Source organism: Agrobacterium sp. a22-2, assembly GCF_012276985.1.
GTDB lineage: Bacteria > Pseudomonadota > Alphaproteobacteria > Rhizobiales > Rhizobiaceae > Allorhizobium.
Genome location: NZ_JAAXMM010000015.1, coordinates 112,097 through 128,998, shown reverse-complemented (window position 1 = coordinate 128,998; position 16,902 = coordinate 112,097). Strand labels below are relative to the sequence as shown.

The following is a 16,902-nucleotide window of genomic DNA, read 5'->3' as shown; positions in this document are numbered from 1 at the left end:
ACATGTCGTCAAAGGAATCGCCCGTCCTGCAGGCCGTCGCCGTGGACAGCGCACCGTCGCTGGCGCTTAAGGCCAGTGCGCTGATGGTCCTTGGCTGCGTTTTCGCCACAGCGGTTGTTGGTTACGTGTTGGCGGACATGCATTGGTCGCTGGGCCGCAACGCCGTCATCGCTGCGGCGATCCTGCTGCTGGTGATCTTCTCGCTGGTCGTTCATGGACTGCCTCACCACGGCTTCGAGCGTTTTGGCCTCGCCAACACGGTGACGGCGGTCCGCGCGGCACTGGTCAGCCTGGTGTTTGCCATGATCTTCTTTCCTGGTGCCATGCAGCATGCCCAGACGATGACATGGGCGCTTGTGCTCCTCGTTCTGATGGCGCTTGCGCTTGATGGCGTCGACGGCTATCTGGCGCGCCGTTTCGGCCAGGAATCGGCCCTCGGCGCACGGTTCGACATGGAAATCGATGCTCTGTTGATCCTTTGTCTCTCGGCGGCGGCCTTCCTGCTGGGCAAGGCGGACCTTTGGGTCCTGCTCATCGGGTTGATGCGCTACGGTTTCGTGCTGGCGCAACATCCGCTGCCGCGCCTCAAGGCCCCGCTGCCGCCGTCGTTCCGGCGCAAACTCGTCTGCGTGGTGCAGGTCGCTGTGCTGTGCCTGGTCCTTGTTCCTGTCGTCGTGCCGCCGCTCTCGTCCTGGCTTGCCGCCATGGCGCTGGTGCTGCTGTGCTATTCCTTTGCGGTCGATTGCCTTTATCTGCTGAGGAAGACAGGGGCCACTGAATGAGTGGCGCGGGCAGCTTCGACACGGCGATCGGCGTCGCCCGCTCGCTGCTGATTTACTATGGCCAGCCATGGCGAAGGCGGCAGCTGCGTGGCTTCTATGGCGGCCTCATTTCGCCCGGCGACCTTGTCTTCGACATCGGAGCCCATGTCGGCAGCCGCAGCCGAACGCTGCTGTCGCTCGGCGCCGAGGTGGTGGCGGTCGAGCCGCAGCCTGTTTTCGCCGGTCTGATCGAAAGACACCTGGCCGGACGGCTGAAGGGTTTAGAGCGCGTGGCGGTCGGTGCGGCCGAGGGTGAGGCGGTGCTGCGTATTTCAAGCCGTCATCCGACGGTCACGACCATATCCGAGCGCTTCATCGATGGCGTCAGCCATGTTGCAGGGTTCCGCGACGTGGTCTGGGACAGCGAGATTCGTCTGCCGATGACGACGCTGGACCTGCTCATTGACAAATACGGGCTTCCGGCGTTTTGCAAGATCGATGTCGAAGGGGCGGAGAGCGAGATTTTGCGCGGCCTTTCCCAACCGATCGGGCTGATCGCGTTTGAATATATTCCGGCCCTGCCGGAGATCGCCCAGGAGGCGATCGAGCGGCTGCGGCATCTCGGCGACTACCGTTTCAACCGGGTGGTGGGCGAGAGGCATTGCTTCGTCGATGCGCAATGGACGGATGCGGACGTGCTATCAAGACAAATTGCGGCGCTCACGCCTGAAAGCCCGTCAGGCGATATCTACGCCCGGTTGATCGCGTGAGACGGGATCAGACGCTATTTGCCACGGTGCGGCCTAGTGAGCAGGGAGGCTGCCAGTACGAGCAGGCCGGGCAGGGCGGCGCCGATCAGCGAGAAGACACCATAAAGCAGGCTTGCGGCCAGGCCTTCCGCCCCGGTGAAGCCGAACAGCGGCCAGAGAGCGGTGGCGGCGGCTTCCCGCGTCCCCCATCCGCCGATGCCGATGGGAATCAGCATGGTGAGCAGGCAGAGCGGAATGGCGGTCACGGCCGCGATCGGCGGCAACGCGGCGCCGATCGCATCGGAGGCCATCAGGAAGATCACGACATAGCTGGCGACGACCAGGGTGCTGAGGCCGGCCTGCACCGCGAATGCGCCGTCCGCCCAGAAGACCGCAGCAAGGTCGGGCCCGAACCGCGCAAGTTGTGCCTTGAGCGCTGCACCGAACCAGACGGCGGCGAAGCCGAAAAGGACAAAAACGGCACCGATCATCCAGATCGCCGGCCAGGGATCAAGGGGCAGGGTCTGCGGAAGCAGGACCGGCCAGGCGATCACGCCGAGGCATGTCAGCAGGAAAAAGGCAAACTGGCCGGACAGCCGCTCCAGCACGATGGCGGTCGCCGCCCGCTTCCATCCGCCGGCGGCTTCCCGTCCGCTGCGGTAGGCGCGCGTGGCGTCGCCGGCGATGCCGCCCGGCAGGATCTGGTTCAGGACGCTGCCGAGATAGTATTCGCGGATCGCGTGCCGTACCGGCATCGGGTGACCGAGCCGGGCAGCGGTAAAGCGCCAGCGCAGCGCCGACAACACGATCTGCACCTGCACCACCAGCACGGCCGCCAGCGCGTGGGCCGGTGGCACCTTGCCCAGCGCCTCGACCAGACCGGACGGATCGACGGAAAATGCGAGGGCCACCACAAGCAGCACACCGGCGCCGATGGTCAATGCCTTCAGCCTGCGCACGAGCGTCTCCTGCCGGCGTGGTCGCTCAAAGCTTTTCTCCTGATTGGAAGGTGCACCGGATGACGCACGATGGATCGCATGATGGGCGCATGCTTGTCTCCGGCTGGAAGGCCGGGCTTTCGATCCTGGTCTTCGCCATTATCGGCGCTGCGGCCTGTACTGTTCCGGACACTCCGGAGTCCTTTCATCTCGTTGCGTTCTGGCGCCTGCCAATCGAGCTTCCTCTGGTCGCGCTTGCCTTGCTGCTGCTGCCGCGGTGGATGGCCGTGCCGCTTGCGACACTTGCCACGATCACCGTCTTTTGTCTGCTGTTTCTGAAGCTGGCGGATATCGGCGTATTCGCCGCATTCCAGCGGCACTTCAATCCCTATCTCGATGGGAAGATGCTGCTCGACGGCTGGAACCTGCTTTCCGGCTCGATCGGCACGATCGGTGCAGCGCTCGCCACGGGTCTGGCCGTGGTAGCGGTCATCGCACTGATCGGCATCTTCTGGTGGGCCTGTCGCACCATGACGCGGTTCGGACGCCGGGCCTGTCGCGCGGGCGTCGCCGGCTCTGCAATTCTGCTCGTTCTCGGTTTCGGTTTGCAAGCCGCCGGCTCTAAGGCCGGGGTAAAGGATATCGCCCAATTGCGGGGCCTTGCCTATCTCCATGACCGGCTTTCGCTGGTCACCCGGTCGGTTGCCGACATCAGGGCCTTCGAAGGCGAGTTGGAGGCCCAGAAGGGCTATGCCGACGGCGGCGATCTGTTCGCCCGCATCAAGGGACGCGACGTTGTCCTGATCTTCGTCGAATCCTACGGGCGCAGCGCTATCGAGGATCCGCGATACGGTGGGCTGATCGGGCCGCGTCTGGTCCGCGTCGAACGGCAATTGCAGGCGGCCGGCTTCCATGCTGCAAGCGGATGGACGCGGTCGCCGACGGTCGGCGGGCTCAGCTGGCTTGCCCATGGCACGCTGCTGTCGGGCCTGTGGATCGACAGCCAGGCGCGCTACGACCTGTTGATGAAGAGCGAACGGGTGAGCCTCAACCGGCTGTTTCGCGAGGCGGGGTGGAGAACGGCGGCCGTCATGCCGGCGATCACCATGGATTGGCCGGAGGCCGCCTATTTCGGCTATGACCAGATCCTTGCAGCAAAAGATCTCCGATATCGCGGCAAGCCGTTCAACTGGGTGACCATGCCGGACCAATATACGCTTTCGGCCTTCGAACACCTGGCCCGGAGACCGGCGAGGGACGCGGGCAAGCCCGTGATGGCCGAGATTGCGCTGATCTCCAGTCATGCGCCGTGGACGCCCGTGCCTGACCTGATCGACTGGGCCGCGGTCGGTGACGGTACCATTTTCAACGACCAGGCCGAAAGCGGTGATCCCCCGGCCGTCGTGTGGGCCGATCACGATCGCGTCCGCCGGCACTATATCGAAACCATCGACTACACGCTGGAAACGCTGGGGGATTATATCGCCCGCTTTGGAGGCAATGCCATCTTCGTGGTGCTGGGCGATCATCAGCCTGCGGCACTTGTCACCGGACCGGATGCCTCGCGTGCCGTGCCGATCCATATCATCAGCAAGGATGCGACGCTCATTGACGGCTTTCGATCGGAAGGCTTCAAGATCGGCATGACGCCCGATGCGCAAGCGCCGGAGCTGTCGATGGATATCATGCGCGAGCAGCTGATTCGCCATTTCAGTGCGAAGTGAGGCCGATGTCCCGCGCGTGGTGCGTGAAGATCCCCGATCGGACACCGTGTCAATCTCTCCGTCGAGCCTCGGCTATCTGCGGGCGTCCTTGAGGCTTCAGCGCGCCCTGCCGGTCCTGTCCTGGCGACAGGCCGGAAAAAGCTAAGGCATTTCCCGAACTAGGCCCGTTTCGTTCCGATTGGGTGTGACGCGCATTACAGCGCGGACGGCCCCGTTTGCCTCCTTATGCGTTCTCAAGCCGCGATGAAACGTGTCCGCAAGTCGGACGAAAAGAGAGAGCGACTGGCATGGGCGCACTGCAAACCAGGGCTCAGGATATCGATTTGCCGATCCGCGAGGACCGGTTCACCACCCTCGTGAAAGACAGGGCGGAGCAGTTTCCCTGCTGGCGAAATCTCATGGCGTCCATTGCCGATGTGGAGCCTGGCGACCCGTCGAAGCATGGCTTCCACGCCACAGTCAGGGGGCATGATCTGGGCAAGATGCACATTGCCTCCCTCCGGGTCGATGCGATGACATACCGCCGCACGCCACAGATCATCCGCCGGAGTGGCATCGATCACTGGCAGATCGTGCTGCGCCAGACGGGCACGGAATTCGGCAGTTCGAGTGGCAATGTCCTGCGCAGCGGCAAGGGCAGCCTGGATTTGCGATCCCTGGCGCTTCCCAGCGTCTGGCATTGCAGCGCCGGTGAGTTGGTCTGCGTATGGTTGAAGCGGGACAATTTTTCCGCATTGGCCGGCCGTCTGGATGCGGCCAGCCACAAGCCCATCCAGGGCGTGACGAGGGATATCCTGCAGCATTTCATCGTGACGCTTGATCGCCACAGATCGACGCTCACCCAAAGGCAGATTCCGGCCGTCGTGGATTCCCTGACCGCCCTGCTCGGGGCCTTCATCCAGCCTACCAGGGACGCCGTGAGAGAGGCGGCGATGCCGATTTCCGCCAGCCGGATCGAGATCGCACGGACCTATGTGGATGCCCATCTTGCCACGCCGAATCTCGGAACGGAGGCGCTCTGCCGGAAACTGGGCGTGTCCCGCCGCAAGCTCTATTACCTGTTCGAGCATTGCGGCGGTGTTTCCAAGTTCATTCGCGACCGGCGTCTTGCGGCCTGCCATACGGCGCTTGAACATACCGCGGATCTGCGGCTGATCAGCACCATCGCCTACGATCACGGCTTTACCGATCCAGCCCATTTCAGCAGACTGTTTCGCGCCCGATACGGCTATAGTCCGAAAGAAGCGCGCGAGTTGCGGCTGAGCGGGGAGGCCATGCAGCCTGGTGTGCCGAGCAGTTTTGCGCAATGGCTGCTGCAGGTGCGCAATCGCTAAGCCGTTGCCGCCGCGCCGTTGGAGCAAGGCATTTCGTGCTCACCGATCCGCCGCTGCTTCCGATGCCGACCAGACCGCGACGTCGATCGACTGCTCGCGCCCTCTGATCTTGACGTTGTCGAACTGGCGGCCGCGGGATAGCACGTCCTGCTCCAATCCTGCGGCTGCCACCAGATCCGATGACAAAGCAAGTGAGGCGGCATGGGATCGTGCAATATCCAGCAACCGGCTTGCCACGTTCACGCAATCGCCGGTCGCCGCGATCTGCTGGTGATTTTCGTGGCCAAGGCGCGACAGGACGACCGTCCCATAGTGGGCGCCCACCCGCACGGCGCTGATTTCGGCTTCCAGTTCCTCGCGAGCGAGCCACTCTCCGACGGTCCGGACCAGACTGAAGGCCGTCGACACGGCATTGGCGGCGTCCTGTGGGTCCTGATCCGGAATGCCGAAGCCGACCATAATGCCGTCGCCCATGAAATCCATGACCAGCCCATGGCGCCGCTCTGTTTCTTCGACGACGACGGTATGGAAGGCCTTGAGCACGTCGCGGGTTCGCCGCGGCCCAAGGCGCTCGCTGAGACCCGTATAACCGACGAGGTCGATGAACAGGATGGCGGCTGTCTGTTCGCGGGGTTCGAGAAGAAAGGCAGGATCCTCGGCGATGCGCTTTGCGAAGACGGCGGACTGAAAGCGCCCCAGGGCCGCCTGGGCGGAGGCCAGCTGACGCATCTCGTTGCGATCGAAATACTGCCGCAGCACGGCCAGGGCGGCGACCGGCGGAAGACTTGCGGCAAGAGGCAAAACCCCGCTCAGCCAGTAGAAGTGGCCGAAGGCCAGCGTGATGGCGGCAAACCAGACGAGCAGAAGACCGGCAAAAACCATCGATGCGGTGGCGAGCGGCAGAAATGCCATGGCCGCGACCCCCGACAAGGTGATCAGCATGGCCGTGGTCGTATCGATCCGCCGCACCGTCGTGTCGCGCACCAGGGCCGATCCGTCGATGAGGTTCGACACACCGGTTGCCAGTACTTCGACGCCCGGCAAGATCTGGTCGAACGGTGTGGTGAAACGGTCTCCGACCCCCGTCGCCGTGACACCCAGCAATACGACGCGGTCCTTGAGGTTTGCCGCAGCGTCAGCGTTGTTACGTAGCGTTAGCGCGCTGATGGTCGGGATTGTTCCGCCGGGACCATAATAGTTGAGCGACAGGTGCCAGCCGAGATCGAGCGCCAGGTCACGGTTTTGAAATGCCAAGCCCTCTGCGGTGATGACCGGCATACGGCCGTCGTAGAGGCCGGTGGCGCGAAGGACGAGTGATGATGCCGGTCCTTCCGTCAAGTCAAACAGCATGGGGATCTGGCGCGGCGTGCCGCCTCCGTCTGTCACGACATTGACCAGGCCGAGTTCGGCGGCTTGCTTCAGAACGGGCAGCGGTTCCAACACGCCTTTTGGTGCGGGAACATATCGCTCATGGGTTTTCTGGTCGGAAAACTGCGCAGCCCCGGCAATCACCGTGGGAAGGCGGCCAAGGGCGGTTGCCAGTGCCGCGTCGGCCCCGCTGTCCGTCGTGCCGACAAGCAGCATGTCAATGGCAAGCGCGCGGGCGCCGGCAAGCCTGATCCTGTCGATCAGCTCGGCCAATTGCCGGCGATCCAGCGGATAACGTCCGGCATCGGCCACCGTGGCGTCGTCGATTGCAACGATGGCAACGGCTTGCGGCGGGATGCGCCGGCCGATCAGGTCGACTCTTGCGTCAAGGAGTACGGTTTCTACTCGGTCGATCGGGCTGGCCCTGCCGGAAAGATGGGCCATTGCGAGCAGGCCGGCCCATATCCCTGCCGCGGCAAAGGCTGCAAGAATGAATCCGACCGGCAGGCTGCTTTTCATCGCGCGAAGCGGGCCAAAAGACTTTCAACCCGTTGCTGGCCCCAGACCTTGACCGTCAACGGCTGGGCGGCAGAAACATCGACTCCCTCGCCAGGACGAAGGGTGACCGCTTGCGATCCATCGGTACGGGACACGCCGACTTCGCCGCGGATGACGAAGACAGACGTCGCGTCGCGCGTGACGTCGACCGCATAGGCAGTTCCGCGCACCGCGGCGATCGCGTGCGGCGTCAGGATCTGGAAGGGGCCGCTGCCGGGTTCGACTTCGATGAGCAGCGCCTTGTCCGACAGGCTTGCGGCGGCGGGGCGCTGCTGTCCGGGCTGTTCGGCCAGGTCCAGGTTTGCTGCCGCCTCCGCTTCCAGCACCAGGCCATTGGGGCAACGATAGATGACCCTTGGCGGTTCAGGCAGTTGCTCGCGCTGGCACGCGGCGTCCTGGGCCATCGCCGTCGCGGGAACCAGTAACGAGAGGGCCAAAAAAGCCAGCAGGTTTGCACAGGACACAATTTTCACGTGCTTCTCTCAAGTTTGCCTGAAACGATCTGAACGTTATCCGGTTGCAATTCCGGAATGTCAATTTAGGTGTAGTGAGCGCCGCTTATTTGGCGGCATCGACGGATGGATATGACACGGATGAGCGAGAGCGACGTCAACAAGGAAAAGCTGCTCGGCCAAAGCCTGGTCTTCAAGGCGTTGGATCAGCAGGCGCGGCAGGATCTTGCCGCCTTTGCCCTCGTCAAAAGTTACGCAGCGGGCGATGTCATCTTCAACATGGGATCCGTTGGCCAGAGCATGATGGCCATCGCCGAGGGCACGGTCCGGGTGGAGGTCGTCACGCCTGGCGGCCGCGATGTCATCCTGAGCGAATTGCGGGCCGGCGATGTCTTCGGCGAAATCGCCCTGCTCGATGGTGGAGAACGATCTGCAACCGTCCGGGCGGCGAGCAATTGCAAGCTGGTTGTCCTGGAACGGCGCAGCCTGCTGGATGTGTTGCAACGAAATCCGGCATTGTCCATCCAGTTGATCGAGCTTCTGTGCCAGCGGGTCCGGCGTTCCGACGCACGCATGCTGGAAATTGCCTTCATGGATTTGCCGACGCGGCTTGCGCGCCTGTTGCTGCGCCTGACGGTTGCGCCGCCCGCGAGCCCGGAAACGCCTGCCAGGCGGCTCTCCCTGTCCCAGTCGGAGCTCGCGAAGATGATCGGCATCACACGCGAAAACCTGAACCGCTGCCTGCGCAAATGGCAGGAGGCGCAATTGATCGACCTCAAGGACGGTTGGCTCATCCTGCGCGACCGGGCAGGGCTCGAGGCACTTGCGGGCGCGGAGTGACGACCGCGACCCGAGCCGAAATCGCGCGCGGCCCCTCAGGACGGGGACCTTTCGCGCTGGACCACGACGCTCAGCAATGCCAGGACGCCTGATCCCAGCATCAGCACCACCGACACGGCGTTCAGCACCGGTGTCGAGCCGACCTTGACCATGCGGTCATACATGGTGACCGTCAGCGGTGCGTCGGAGCCGACCAGCATCAGCGTCGTGTTGAAGTTCTCGAACGAGACGAGAAAGGCGACGACGAAGGCGGAGAACAGCGCCGGCAGCAGGAAGGGAAAGGTCACCGTCATCAACACCCGCAATCCGCTGGCGCCTAAGTTGAGGGCCGCTTCTTCCAAGGCGATGTCGAATTTCTGCAATCTTGCGGCGATGACCAGCGAGGTGATCGTCGTCAGGAACGAGAACTGGCCGAGCACGACCAGCGGAATGCCGGGCCTCAGCCAGGTCAGGAAACGCCCGAACTCCTGGTCGGCGAAATTGGCGATCATCGAGGCGAAGACCAGAATGGAAATGCCGAGAATGACGCCCGGAATGACCAGCGGCACGACCATCAGGATGTAGAGAAAGGGTTTGAACGGAAAATCCTTGCGCACGAACAGAAAGGCATTGGCCGTGCCGGCCGCAGTCGAAAGAGCGGCGACGATCACGCCGATATAGACCGAATTGCCAAGCCCGCGCAGCAGCCGATCGTCGTGGAACAGGCCGAGCTTGGGCTCGACCGGTGAGAAAAACCAGTCGAGCGTGAAGCCCTGCCAGGGCAGGGAGGGAAACAGCGAATCGTTGAAGGCGAAGGCTCCGGCGGCGACCAATGGCGCCACCAGATAGAGAAAGAAGATCAGCACATAGGCGCGGTAGATCCACAGGAGATGGGCAGGGGTGCGCATGGGGCTACTCCTTCGCCACGGTGGTGGCCAGGCTCTGGCCGGTCAGCTTCAGGCCGGCCCAGACGACGAGCGAGGTGAAGCCGAGCAGCAGCACGCCGAAGGTTGCGCCCGCTTCCCAATTGTAGCGAGTGATGAACTGGTTGTAGATCTGCTCGGTGAACCAGCTGGAATTCTTGCCACCCAAAAGGATCGGCGTCAGATAGCTGCCGGCGGCCAGCATGAAGGTGATGATGCAGCCAGAAACGATGCCCGGCATGGCATAGGGCACGACGATGCGGCGAAAAACGGTGAACCGCGAACCGCCGAGATTGTAGCCGGCTTCCATGAGCGCATCGTCCATGCCCTGCAGGGTCGAGACCAGCGGCACGATCATGAACAGGATGACGGTATAGACCAGGCCCATTACCACGGTGACGTCGTTATAGAGCATTTCCACCGGTTGGGCGATCAGGCCGATATTCACCAGCGCCGTGGAGATCACGCCGGTCTCGCGCAAAAGCACGATCCAGCCATAGGCGCGCACAAGGTCGCTGACCCAGAGCGGAATGAGGCACATCAGGAACAGGGCGGCACGGCTACGCTCCCGTGCGATCTTGGCTATGTAATAAGCGACCGGAAAGCCGAGAACGAGGGCGAGAACCGTGACCAGCACCGAAATCCATGCGGTCCGTAGCAGGGTATTGCGGTAGATCGGTTCACCAAAGAAGGCCGCATAATTGGCAAAGCCGTATTCATACTGGTTGAAGCCGACTTTCTCCCGCAGCGAGACATAGCCGATGCCGATCTGCGGCAGCAGGATCAGCAGGCCGATCCACAGCGCGAAGGGCGCCAACAGCAGGATCAGCGACAAGCGCCCCGCATCGCGTCCCATCAGACGGTCCTCCGGGCAAAGATGCGGGCGCGGTCCGGCTGCCACGAGAGTGCGACGGCATCGCCCTGACGGACGGTGGATGCCGCCGAGGGATCGGCGACCTCGATCAACTGGCCGTTCGCCACCCGCAGGAGAATGCGGGAATTGGCGCCGTTGAAGAGCAGACTGTCGATGATGCCGCCAAGCATGGCACCGGTCTCGCCGGTTGCAATGGTCAGGGCTTCCGGCCTGAGAAAGACCTCGACGGCGTCGCCAGGCCGGCTGGCGTCCGATACACGGCCAATCACCATGCCGCCGCCGTCGAGATCGACGCTCGCCTGATCACCACGGATTTCGGCAAGCCGGCCGGACAGGCAGTTGGAATCGCCGACGAAGCCCGCCACGAAACCGGAAGCCGGTGCGTCATAGAGTTCGCGTGGGCTTCCGATCTGCTCGAAGCGCCCGGCATTCATCACGGCGACCGCGTCCGACATGACAAGCGCTTCCGACTGGTCGTGGGTGATGTAGAGGAAGGTCGTTTCGAACTGATGCTGCAGCTGTTTCAGTTCGATCTTCATGTGCTCGCGCAATTTGAGGTCCAGCGCGCCCAGCGGCTCGTCGAGCAGCAGCACGTCGGGTTCGAGCACCATGCAGCGGGCGATGGCGATGCGTTGCTTTTGGCCGCCTGAGAGTTGAGCGATCTGTTTGGTCTCGACGCCCGGCAGGCCGACCCGTTCGAGGACGCGGGCGACTCTTCTGGGAATATCGGCTTTGGCATCGCCGCGGCAGCGCAGGCCATAGGCGATGTTTTCGCCGACATTCATCATCGGGAACAACGCCAGGTGCTGAAACACCATTTTGACGGCGCGCTTGTTGGGCGGCACCTTCACCACGCTCTTGCCCTTGAGCCGGATATCGCCCGCGGTCGGGCTTTCGAAGCCGGCGATCATCCGCATCAGGGTGGTCTTGCCGCAGCCGGAAGGCCCGAGGATCGAGAAGAACGAACCGGAGGGTATGTCGAGGGAGACGTCCGATACGGCGGTGAATGCGCCGAATGTCTTGGTTACGCTGGCACAGCTCAGGTCATACATCGCGCTTATTCCATTTCGGGCCATTTCGTTCAGCGGCCGGGACGACGGATCGCCCCGACCGCTGTCTCAAAGGGTCAGATGCGGTCAGTTCGACGCTGCCTTGATGCGCTCAAGGGCGATGCCTTCCATGTCCTCGATCCCCGGAGGAATGTTGGCAAAGAACTTCAGGTTGTCGAGGTCCTTCTGCGAGAAGGCGGCCTGCACGGCGGCCTTCTTGTCGTCGGGCAACAGATCGGCGGCATTCGGCACCGCGGCGAGCGAGCCGGTGGAGGCCGACATGATCTTGACGTTTTCCGGTTTGATGACGAAGTTGATCCACTTATAGGCGGCTTCGTCATTCTCGCCGCCGCGCGGGATGGCGAAGGTATCGATCCAGGCCAGTGCTCCCGTTTCCGGCGGTACGAAGACGATATCCTTGTTCTGCGCGTAGAGCTTGAAGGCCGTGGAATCCCAGGTTTCCGACAGGATGACCTCGCCCGACAGCATCAGCGCCGACAGGTCGTCGCCGCCGGTCCAGTAGGTCTTGAGGTTGTCCTTGCAGGCGGTGAGCTTTTCTGTGACCTTGTCGAGCATGCCCTGATAGGCCTTGGCGTCGCTGTAGAGATCGAAGGGGTTCATGCCCATCGAGAAGGCCGTGCCGAGCAGGATGGTGCGGCGCAGGCGCATCGAGGTGCGGCCCTTGTATTTGGGGTCGCAGAGATCGGCCCAGCTCTTGGCGTCAGGGGCTTCCTTCTTGTTGGCCATGATGCCGGATGTGCCCCACTGGTGCGGCACGGCGTAGACCTGGCCATCGATCGTGGTGTTCTGCTTGACGCCGTCCACGAGGTTCGGCGACATCTGGTCGACATTGATCTTCGAAAGATCGAGCGGCTTGTAGATCTTGTACTCGAGCTGTGCCGCATAGATGCGATCGTGGCTCGGCTGGGCGAGGTCGTAGCCGGTGCCGCCGGTGGCCCTGAGCTTGGCGACCATTTCCTCATTGTTGGAGAAGGTGACCTCGACCTTAAGGCCGGGGTTCTCGGCTTCAAATTTCTTGACCAGTTCATCTGGCGCATAGCTGCCCCAGGTCAGGATGCGCAGCGTTTCGGCGCTGGCGTTCGACAGGCTGGCGATAAGCAGCACGGCCGTAGCCGCCAGCAGTTTTTTTTCCAGTATTCCCATTGTTCTCTCCTCTTTGCTTCACTGACAATCGTTATTATTTTCGTCGTTGTCATTCCTGGTTGGCTGGCCTGATATGCTGGCCTGGCAGGCTGGTCCAGGGACCGGCAAACGCTGACCTGCGGCCTGTTTGACAGGGCTCAGGCCGTGGGTGCCATTGGCGCAGTGGAAGCTCAAACTGGCCATCATGGAATAGCCATTCTTTCCATTGTTAAGGGCCATTCTGCGCCAGCATTCTCCGCGCATCTCAGATCCCGAACCGATCCCTCAGCCGATAGACATGCACGGCCGGCGCCAGGAACCAGGGCTTGCCGAAGTAGTAGGCGCGCGACGGGAATTGCGTCTCACCGTAGCCGGTGCGTCCCTCCGCCTTGCCGAGAATGGTCTGGCCGACCCGCATGCCGAGATAGCCGGCCATGCCGACGCCCGAGCCGCAATAGCCCATGGCATAATGGATGCCGTCCTGCTCTCCGACATGAGCCAGCGTGTCGAAGGTGTAACCGACATAACCCATCCACGAATGGCTGATCCGATAGGGCCCAAGCTGGGGAAAAAGCCGCTGCATTTCGCGGAAGAGCAGGGGGCCGCTTTGCCGCGGATTGGTCTCGCCGATGCTCACCCGGCCACCGAACAGGATGCGTCGGCGATCGGGCGAGGCGCGGAAGTAGTAGAGCACGCGCCGCGTGTCGGAGACGATGCGGTTTTTCGGGATCAGTTCGTCGATCAGCGCTTCGGGCAGTTCTTCGGTTGCAACGATATAGCTGCCGATCGGGATGATCCGGCGCCGATGCCATTGTGACAGCGGGCCGGAATAACCATTGGTGGCGAGCACGACATTGCGCGCTTCGACCATTCCCCGCGCGGTTTCGACCGCAAAGCCGTTTGCCGATTGGACCGTGGCCGTGACCTTGCAATGGGCGGCAAAGCGCACGCCGGCCGACCGCGCCAGCCTGACGAGGCCGGCGTGATAGCGTCCGGGGTCGAGCGAGGCATGATTCTCGAAGATGACGCCGCCATGATAGACGTCCGTGCCCAGTTCCGACCTCTGCTCGGCGCGCGGCACGACATGGGCCGGGACCTCGAACCCCTTCGGCCGGGTCTTGAGCGACGCCGTCAGGCTGTCGAAGGATTTTTTGTCATGGGCGACGTGGAAACGCCCGACGACCGCGAAATCGCAGTCGATGCCTTCCTCGCGAATGAAGGCCTCTGTCCAGGCCAGCGAGTGGCGGCCATCCTCGAAGATACGTCGCGCCACCGCATCGCCATGGGCCTTGACGAGGCTGGCGAAGTCCGGCTTGACGCTGGTGCTGATCTGGCCGCCGTTGCGGGTGGAGCAGCCGAAGCCGATCTGCTCGGCGTCGCAGACCAGCACCTCGCGTCCACCGCGCGCAAGCTCGATTGCCGCATGCAGGCCGGTATAGCCGGAGCCGACGACCAGGGCGTCGACCTTGGCGGGAAGGGATTCCTGTGTCGGCGCCTCCGGCGGAGACCTGTCCCACCAATAGGATGTCATTTTTGCATCGGCGGTGAAAACGCTCTCCATCGACTACCCTCCGATCCGCGCGGCGACGCTCTTGACGCGGGAATAGGCGTCCAGGGCGGCGAGCCCTTTCTCCCTGCCGAAACCGGACATCTTGTTGCCGCCGAAGGGCACCTCGATGCCACCGGCAAAGTATTCGTTGATGAAAACCTGGCCGGCGTCGATGTCGCGGGCGAGGCGATGGGCGGCGGAGAAATCGCGGGTATAGACTCCGGCGACCAGCCCGTAGTCTGTGCCGTTGGCAAGCGCCAGCGCCTCCTCCTCGGTGTCGAAGGGCTGGACAACCAGAACGGGGCCAAAGATCTCCTGCTGCACGACCGGGTCGTCGGCCGGTGCGGCATCGATGATGGTCGGTTCGAAGAACCAGCCCTTGCCGGTTTGCGGGTCCATGGTCGGCCTGCCGCCGGTCAGGATCGACAGTCCGCGGGCACGCGCGCCCTCGACATGGGCGGCGACGCGCGACAGGTGTTCCACGGAATTGAGCGGACCGAATTGCGGTCGCCTCAACCCGTGGCCGATGGTCAGACTTTCCGCGCGTTCGACGAGACGCGACACCACCTCGCCATGGATCCTGCGGTCGATGACCAGGCGGGAACCGGCCGAGCAGATCTGGCCGGCATTTTCGAAGATGGCCCCGAGAATGCCCTCGACCGCCGCATCGAGATCCGCATCGGCGAGAACGACGACGGGCGACTTGCCGCCGAGTTCCAGCAGCACCCGCGTCACGTTGGCTGCTGCCTCCTGCATGACGTTGATACCGGTCTGCACCGAACCGGTGAACGAGACGTGGCGGACGGCGGGGTGGCGCACCAGCGGCGCGCCGGCTTGGCCGCCGGTTCCTGTGACGACATTGCAGACACCAGCCGGCAGGCCGGCGCGATGAAGGAGTTCGGCAAGCAGTAGAGCCGTCATCGGCGTCTGTTCGGCAGGTTTTGCGATCACCGTGCAACCCGCCGCGAGCGCCGGCGCGATGCCGCGGGCCGCGGTCGATAACGGGTAGTTCCACGGGATGATGTGGGCGGTCAGTCCAACCGGCTCGATGATCGAATAGCCGAGATAGTCATGGCCGAGAGGGAAGCTGTCGCCCTGCAGCGTGTTGGCGGCGGCGGCGTAGTATTCAAAGGTGCGGGCGGCGCCCGCAACGTCGCCTTCGGCTTCGGCCAAGGGTTTGCCGCTGTCGAGACTTTCGATTACGGCGAGGCGAGGGGCCTCCTCCCGAAGGAGGGCTGCCGCGCGGGCCAGAATGTTGCCACGCCCCGCCGGGCGGGTCCTTGCCCAGTCGCGCCCGGCGCGGACTGCGCTGTCGACGGCTGCCGCGATATCGTCGGCGTCACCGGCGGCAAACTGGTGATAGGCGCGACCAAGGCCCGGGTCGAAGGTCTCCATCGTCCGGCCGTGAACCGGCGGGCACCAGCGGCCGTCGATGAAGTGATCGGCGGGTAGGCCGCTCAAGGTTCCGGTGTCAAAATATTCCGCCGCAAGGCGATCGGCTTCCACGGTCATTTCAATCCATCTCGCTGATCTGGTAGCTGGATTTCGCCAGCCATTCCGGGTCGATCTCGATGCCCCAGCCGGGTGCATCGGTGACCGTCGCCTTACCATCGACGATCGCATAGGGATCGTTGCGGAACAGGCCGTATTGCCAGGGATAATAGTCAGCGCCTTCGATCGAGAATTCGAGATAGTCACCGGCATTGGGAATGGCGCGCAGGATGTGCAAGGTGAACAGCGTCACCAGCGAGAGGTTGGCGCAGTGCGGCGTCACCGGAAGTCCCGCTTCGGCTGCCATGCGTGCCACCCGGAGCGTCCGGCTGATGCCGCCGAGATAGAGGACGTCGGGTTGCACGATGTCGACCGCGCGCATGTCGATCATGCGCCGCCAGACCGTCAGGTCGCAATCCTGTTCGCCGCCGGTCACGGCGATATCAAGCGCATCCGCCACCTGCTTGGTCTGTTCCAGCTCCCAGTAGGGGCAGGGCTCCTCGTAGTGGACCATGCCGTGGTCCTCCATCATCCGGCCAACTTCGATCGCCTTGTCCGGCGAATAGCAGGAATTGGCGTCGGCCAGCAGGGCGGCCTCCGATCCCAGCGCCTTGGCCACCGCCGGAATGATCTCCTCGGTGCGGCCCGGCCATTCGTCTTTATTGCGTCCCACTTCCGCACCGACGCGAAACTTGAAGGCATCAAAGCCGAATTGCTGGCGCAGCCGCTTGAAGCGTTCGACTTCGTCGCGCGGAGCGATGTCGCGCTTCATCGAGGAGGCATAGGCGCGCAGCGGTCCTGGCGTTCCACCGAGCAGGGCGACCACCGGCTTGCCGGCCTGCTTGCCACGCAGATCCCAGATGGCCGTGTCAAGACCGCCGATGGCGCGGCGCAGGTAGGAGCCGGGGAATTTATGCTCGCGCTCGGTGATCAGGTCGAGGTGGTCGTCCAGATCGACGATCTCGACGCCAAGCGTCCAGGGCGCCACCTGTCGGTGTAGAACCAGCGCGGAAATGTCGGAATTGTAATTCGACAATTGCCCCCAGCCCGTCGCCCCGGTCTCGTCGGTGACGCGGACGAAGGCGACATAGCGCGTCGAAAATGTCTCGATCGACTTCAGTTTCATCGCCGACAACTCCGTAACTTTGCATTGGCATCCCATCATTGGCC

15 protein-coding genes are annotated in these 16,902 nt (G+C 63.2%); 5 read left to right on the top strand and 10 right to left on the bottom strand.

Going from position 1 to position 16,902, the window contains the following annotated elements:
• The first annotated feature begins 2 nt into the window (after positions 1–2).
• Both HFC70_RS21525 and HFC70_RS21520 read left to right on the top strand, forming a co-directional pair.
• Positions 3–782, top strand: a complete 780-nt coding sequence (locus HFC70_RS21525; RefSeq protein WP_168475346.1) for a CDP-alcohol phosphatidyltransferase family protein — start codon at positions 3–5, stop codon at positions 780–782.
• The gene (locus HFC70_RS21520) at positions 779–1,531 is read left to right on the top strand and encodes an FkbM family methyltransferase (RefSeq protein ID WP_168475345.1); all 753 of its coding nucleotides are present in this window, start codon (positions 779–781) and stop codon (positions 1,529–1,531) included. The genes HFC70_RS21525 and HFC70_RS21520 overlap by 4 nt, the downstream gene beginning before the upstream one ends.
• A gap of 14 nt (positions 1,532–1,545) precedes the next feature.
• Here HFC70_RS21520 and HFC70_RS21515 read toward each other — a convergent pair whose 3' ends face one another.
• Positions 1,546–2,469, bottom strand: a complete 924-nt coding sequence (locus HFC70_RS21515) for a lysylphosphatidylglycerol synthase transmembrane domain-containing protein (protein WP_168475344.1) — start codon at positions 2,467–2,469, stop codon at positions 1,546–1,548.
• A 59-nt stretch (positions 2,470–2,528) separates the two neighbouring features.
• Here HFC70_RS21515 and HFC70_RS21510 point away from each other — a divergent pair, with 59 nt between their 5' ends.
• Both HFC70_RS21510 and HFC70_RS27210 read left to right on the top strand, forming a co-directional pair.
• Positions 2,529–4,172, top strand: coding sequence for a sulfatase (locus tag HFC70_RS21510; protein ID WP_246735896.1), 1,644 nt, complete (start codon positions 2,529–2,531; stop codon positions 4,170–4,172).
• Positions 4,173–4,459: 287 nt separating this feature from the next.
• Positions 4,460–5,506: a helix-turn-helix domain-containing protein gene (locus HFC70_RS27210; RefSeq protein WP_168475343.1), complete on the top strand. Its 1,047-nt coding sequence runs from the start codon at positions 4,460–4,462 to the stop codon at positions 5,504–5,506.
• Positions 5,507–5,545: 39 nt separating this feature from the next.
• On the opposite strand, the gene HFC70_RS21500 is transcribed toward HFC70_RS27210, so the two are convergent.
• Entirely contained in the window at positions 5,546–7,393 is a 1,848-nt protein-coding gene (locus tag HFC70_RS21500; RefSeq protein ID WP_168475342.1) for a CHASE2 domain-containing protein, read from the bottom strand.
• On the bottom strand, positions 7,390–7,905 hold the full coding sequence (locus HFC70_RS21495; protein WP_368669771.1) for a FecR domain-containing protein: 516 nt from the start codon (positions 7,903–7,905) through the stop codon (positions 7,390–7,392). Before HFC70_RS21495 ends, HFC70_RS21500 begins: the two co-directional genes overlap by 4 nt.
• A 120-nt stretch (positions 7,906–8,025) precedes the next feature.
• Between HFC70_RS21495 and HFC70_RS21490 the strand changes: the two genes are divergently transcribed.
• Positions 8,026–8,724 carry a Crp/Fnr family transcriptional regulator gene (locus HFC70_RS21490; protein ID WP_168475341.1) on the top strand — a complete coding sequence of 233 codons (699 nt, stop codon included), beginning with the start codon at positions 8,026–8,028 and terminating at the stop codon, positions 8,722–8,724.
• A gap of 35 nt (positions 8,725–8,759) precedes the next feature.
• Here the strand turns inward: HFC70_RS21490 and HFC70_RS21485 are convergent, their stop codons facing one another.
• The 7 genes from HFC70_RS21485 to HFC70_RS21455 form a co-directional block, all read right to left on the bottom strand.
• The gene (locus tag HFC70_RS21485; protein ID WP_168475340.1) at positions 8,760–9,611 is read right to left on the bottom strand and encodes an ABC transporter permease; all 852 of its coding nucleotides are present in this window, start codon (positions 9,609–9,611) and stop codon (positions 8,760–8,762) included.
• Positions 9,612–9,615: 4 nt separating this feature from the next.
• Complete coding sequence (locus tag HFC70_RS21480) at positions 9,616–10,482, bottom strand: ABC transporter permease (protein WP_168475339.1); 867 nt, start codon at positions 10,480–10,482, stop codon at positions 9,616–9,618.
• The gene (locus HFC70_RS21475; protein ID WP_246735895.1) at positions 10,482–11,552 is read right to left on the bottom strand and encodes an ABC transporter ATP-binding protein; all 1,071 of its coding nucleotides are present in this window, start codon (positions 11,550–11,552) and stop codon (positions 10,482–10,484) included. The genes HFC70_RS21480 and HFC70_RS21475 overlap by 1 nt, the downstream gene beginning before the upstream one ends.
• 84 nt (positions 11,553–11,636) lie before the next feature.
• Positions 11,637–12,713, bottom strand: coding sequence for an extracellular solute-binding protein (locus HFC70_RS21470; protein ID WP_168475338.1), 1,077 nt, complete (start codon positions 12,711–12,713; stop codon positions 11,637–11,639).
• 244 nt (positions 12,714–12,957) lie between these two features.
• A complete protein-coding gene (locus HFC70_RS21465; RefSeq protein WP_168475337.1) occupies positions 12,958–14,253 on the bottom strand; it encodes an FAD-binding oxidoreductase in 1,296 nt (431 codons plus the stop codon).
• Between the two features lie 3 nt (positions 14,254–14,256).
• Positions 14,257–15,753, bottom strand: a complete 1,497-nt coding sequence (locus HFC70_RS21460; RefSeq protein WP_168475336.1) for an aldehyde dehydrogenase family protein — start codon at positions 15,751–15,753, stop codon at positions 14,257–14,259.
• A gap of 1 nt (position 15,754) precedes the next feature.
• On the bottom strand, positions 15,755–16,858 hold the full coding sequence (locus HFC70_RS21455; RefSeq protein ID WP_168475335.1) for a mandelate racemase/muconate lactonizing enzyme family protein: 1,104 nt from the start codon (positions 16,856–16,858) through the stop codon (positions 15,755–15,757).
• Positions 16,859–16,902 lie beyond the last annotated feature (44 nt).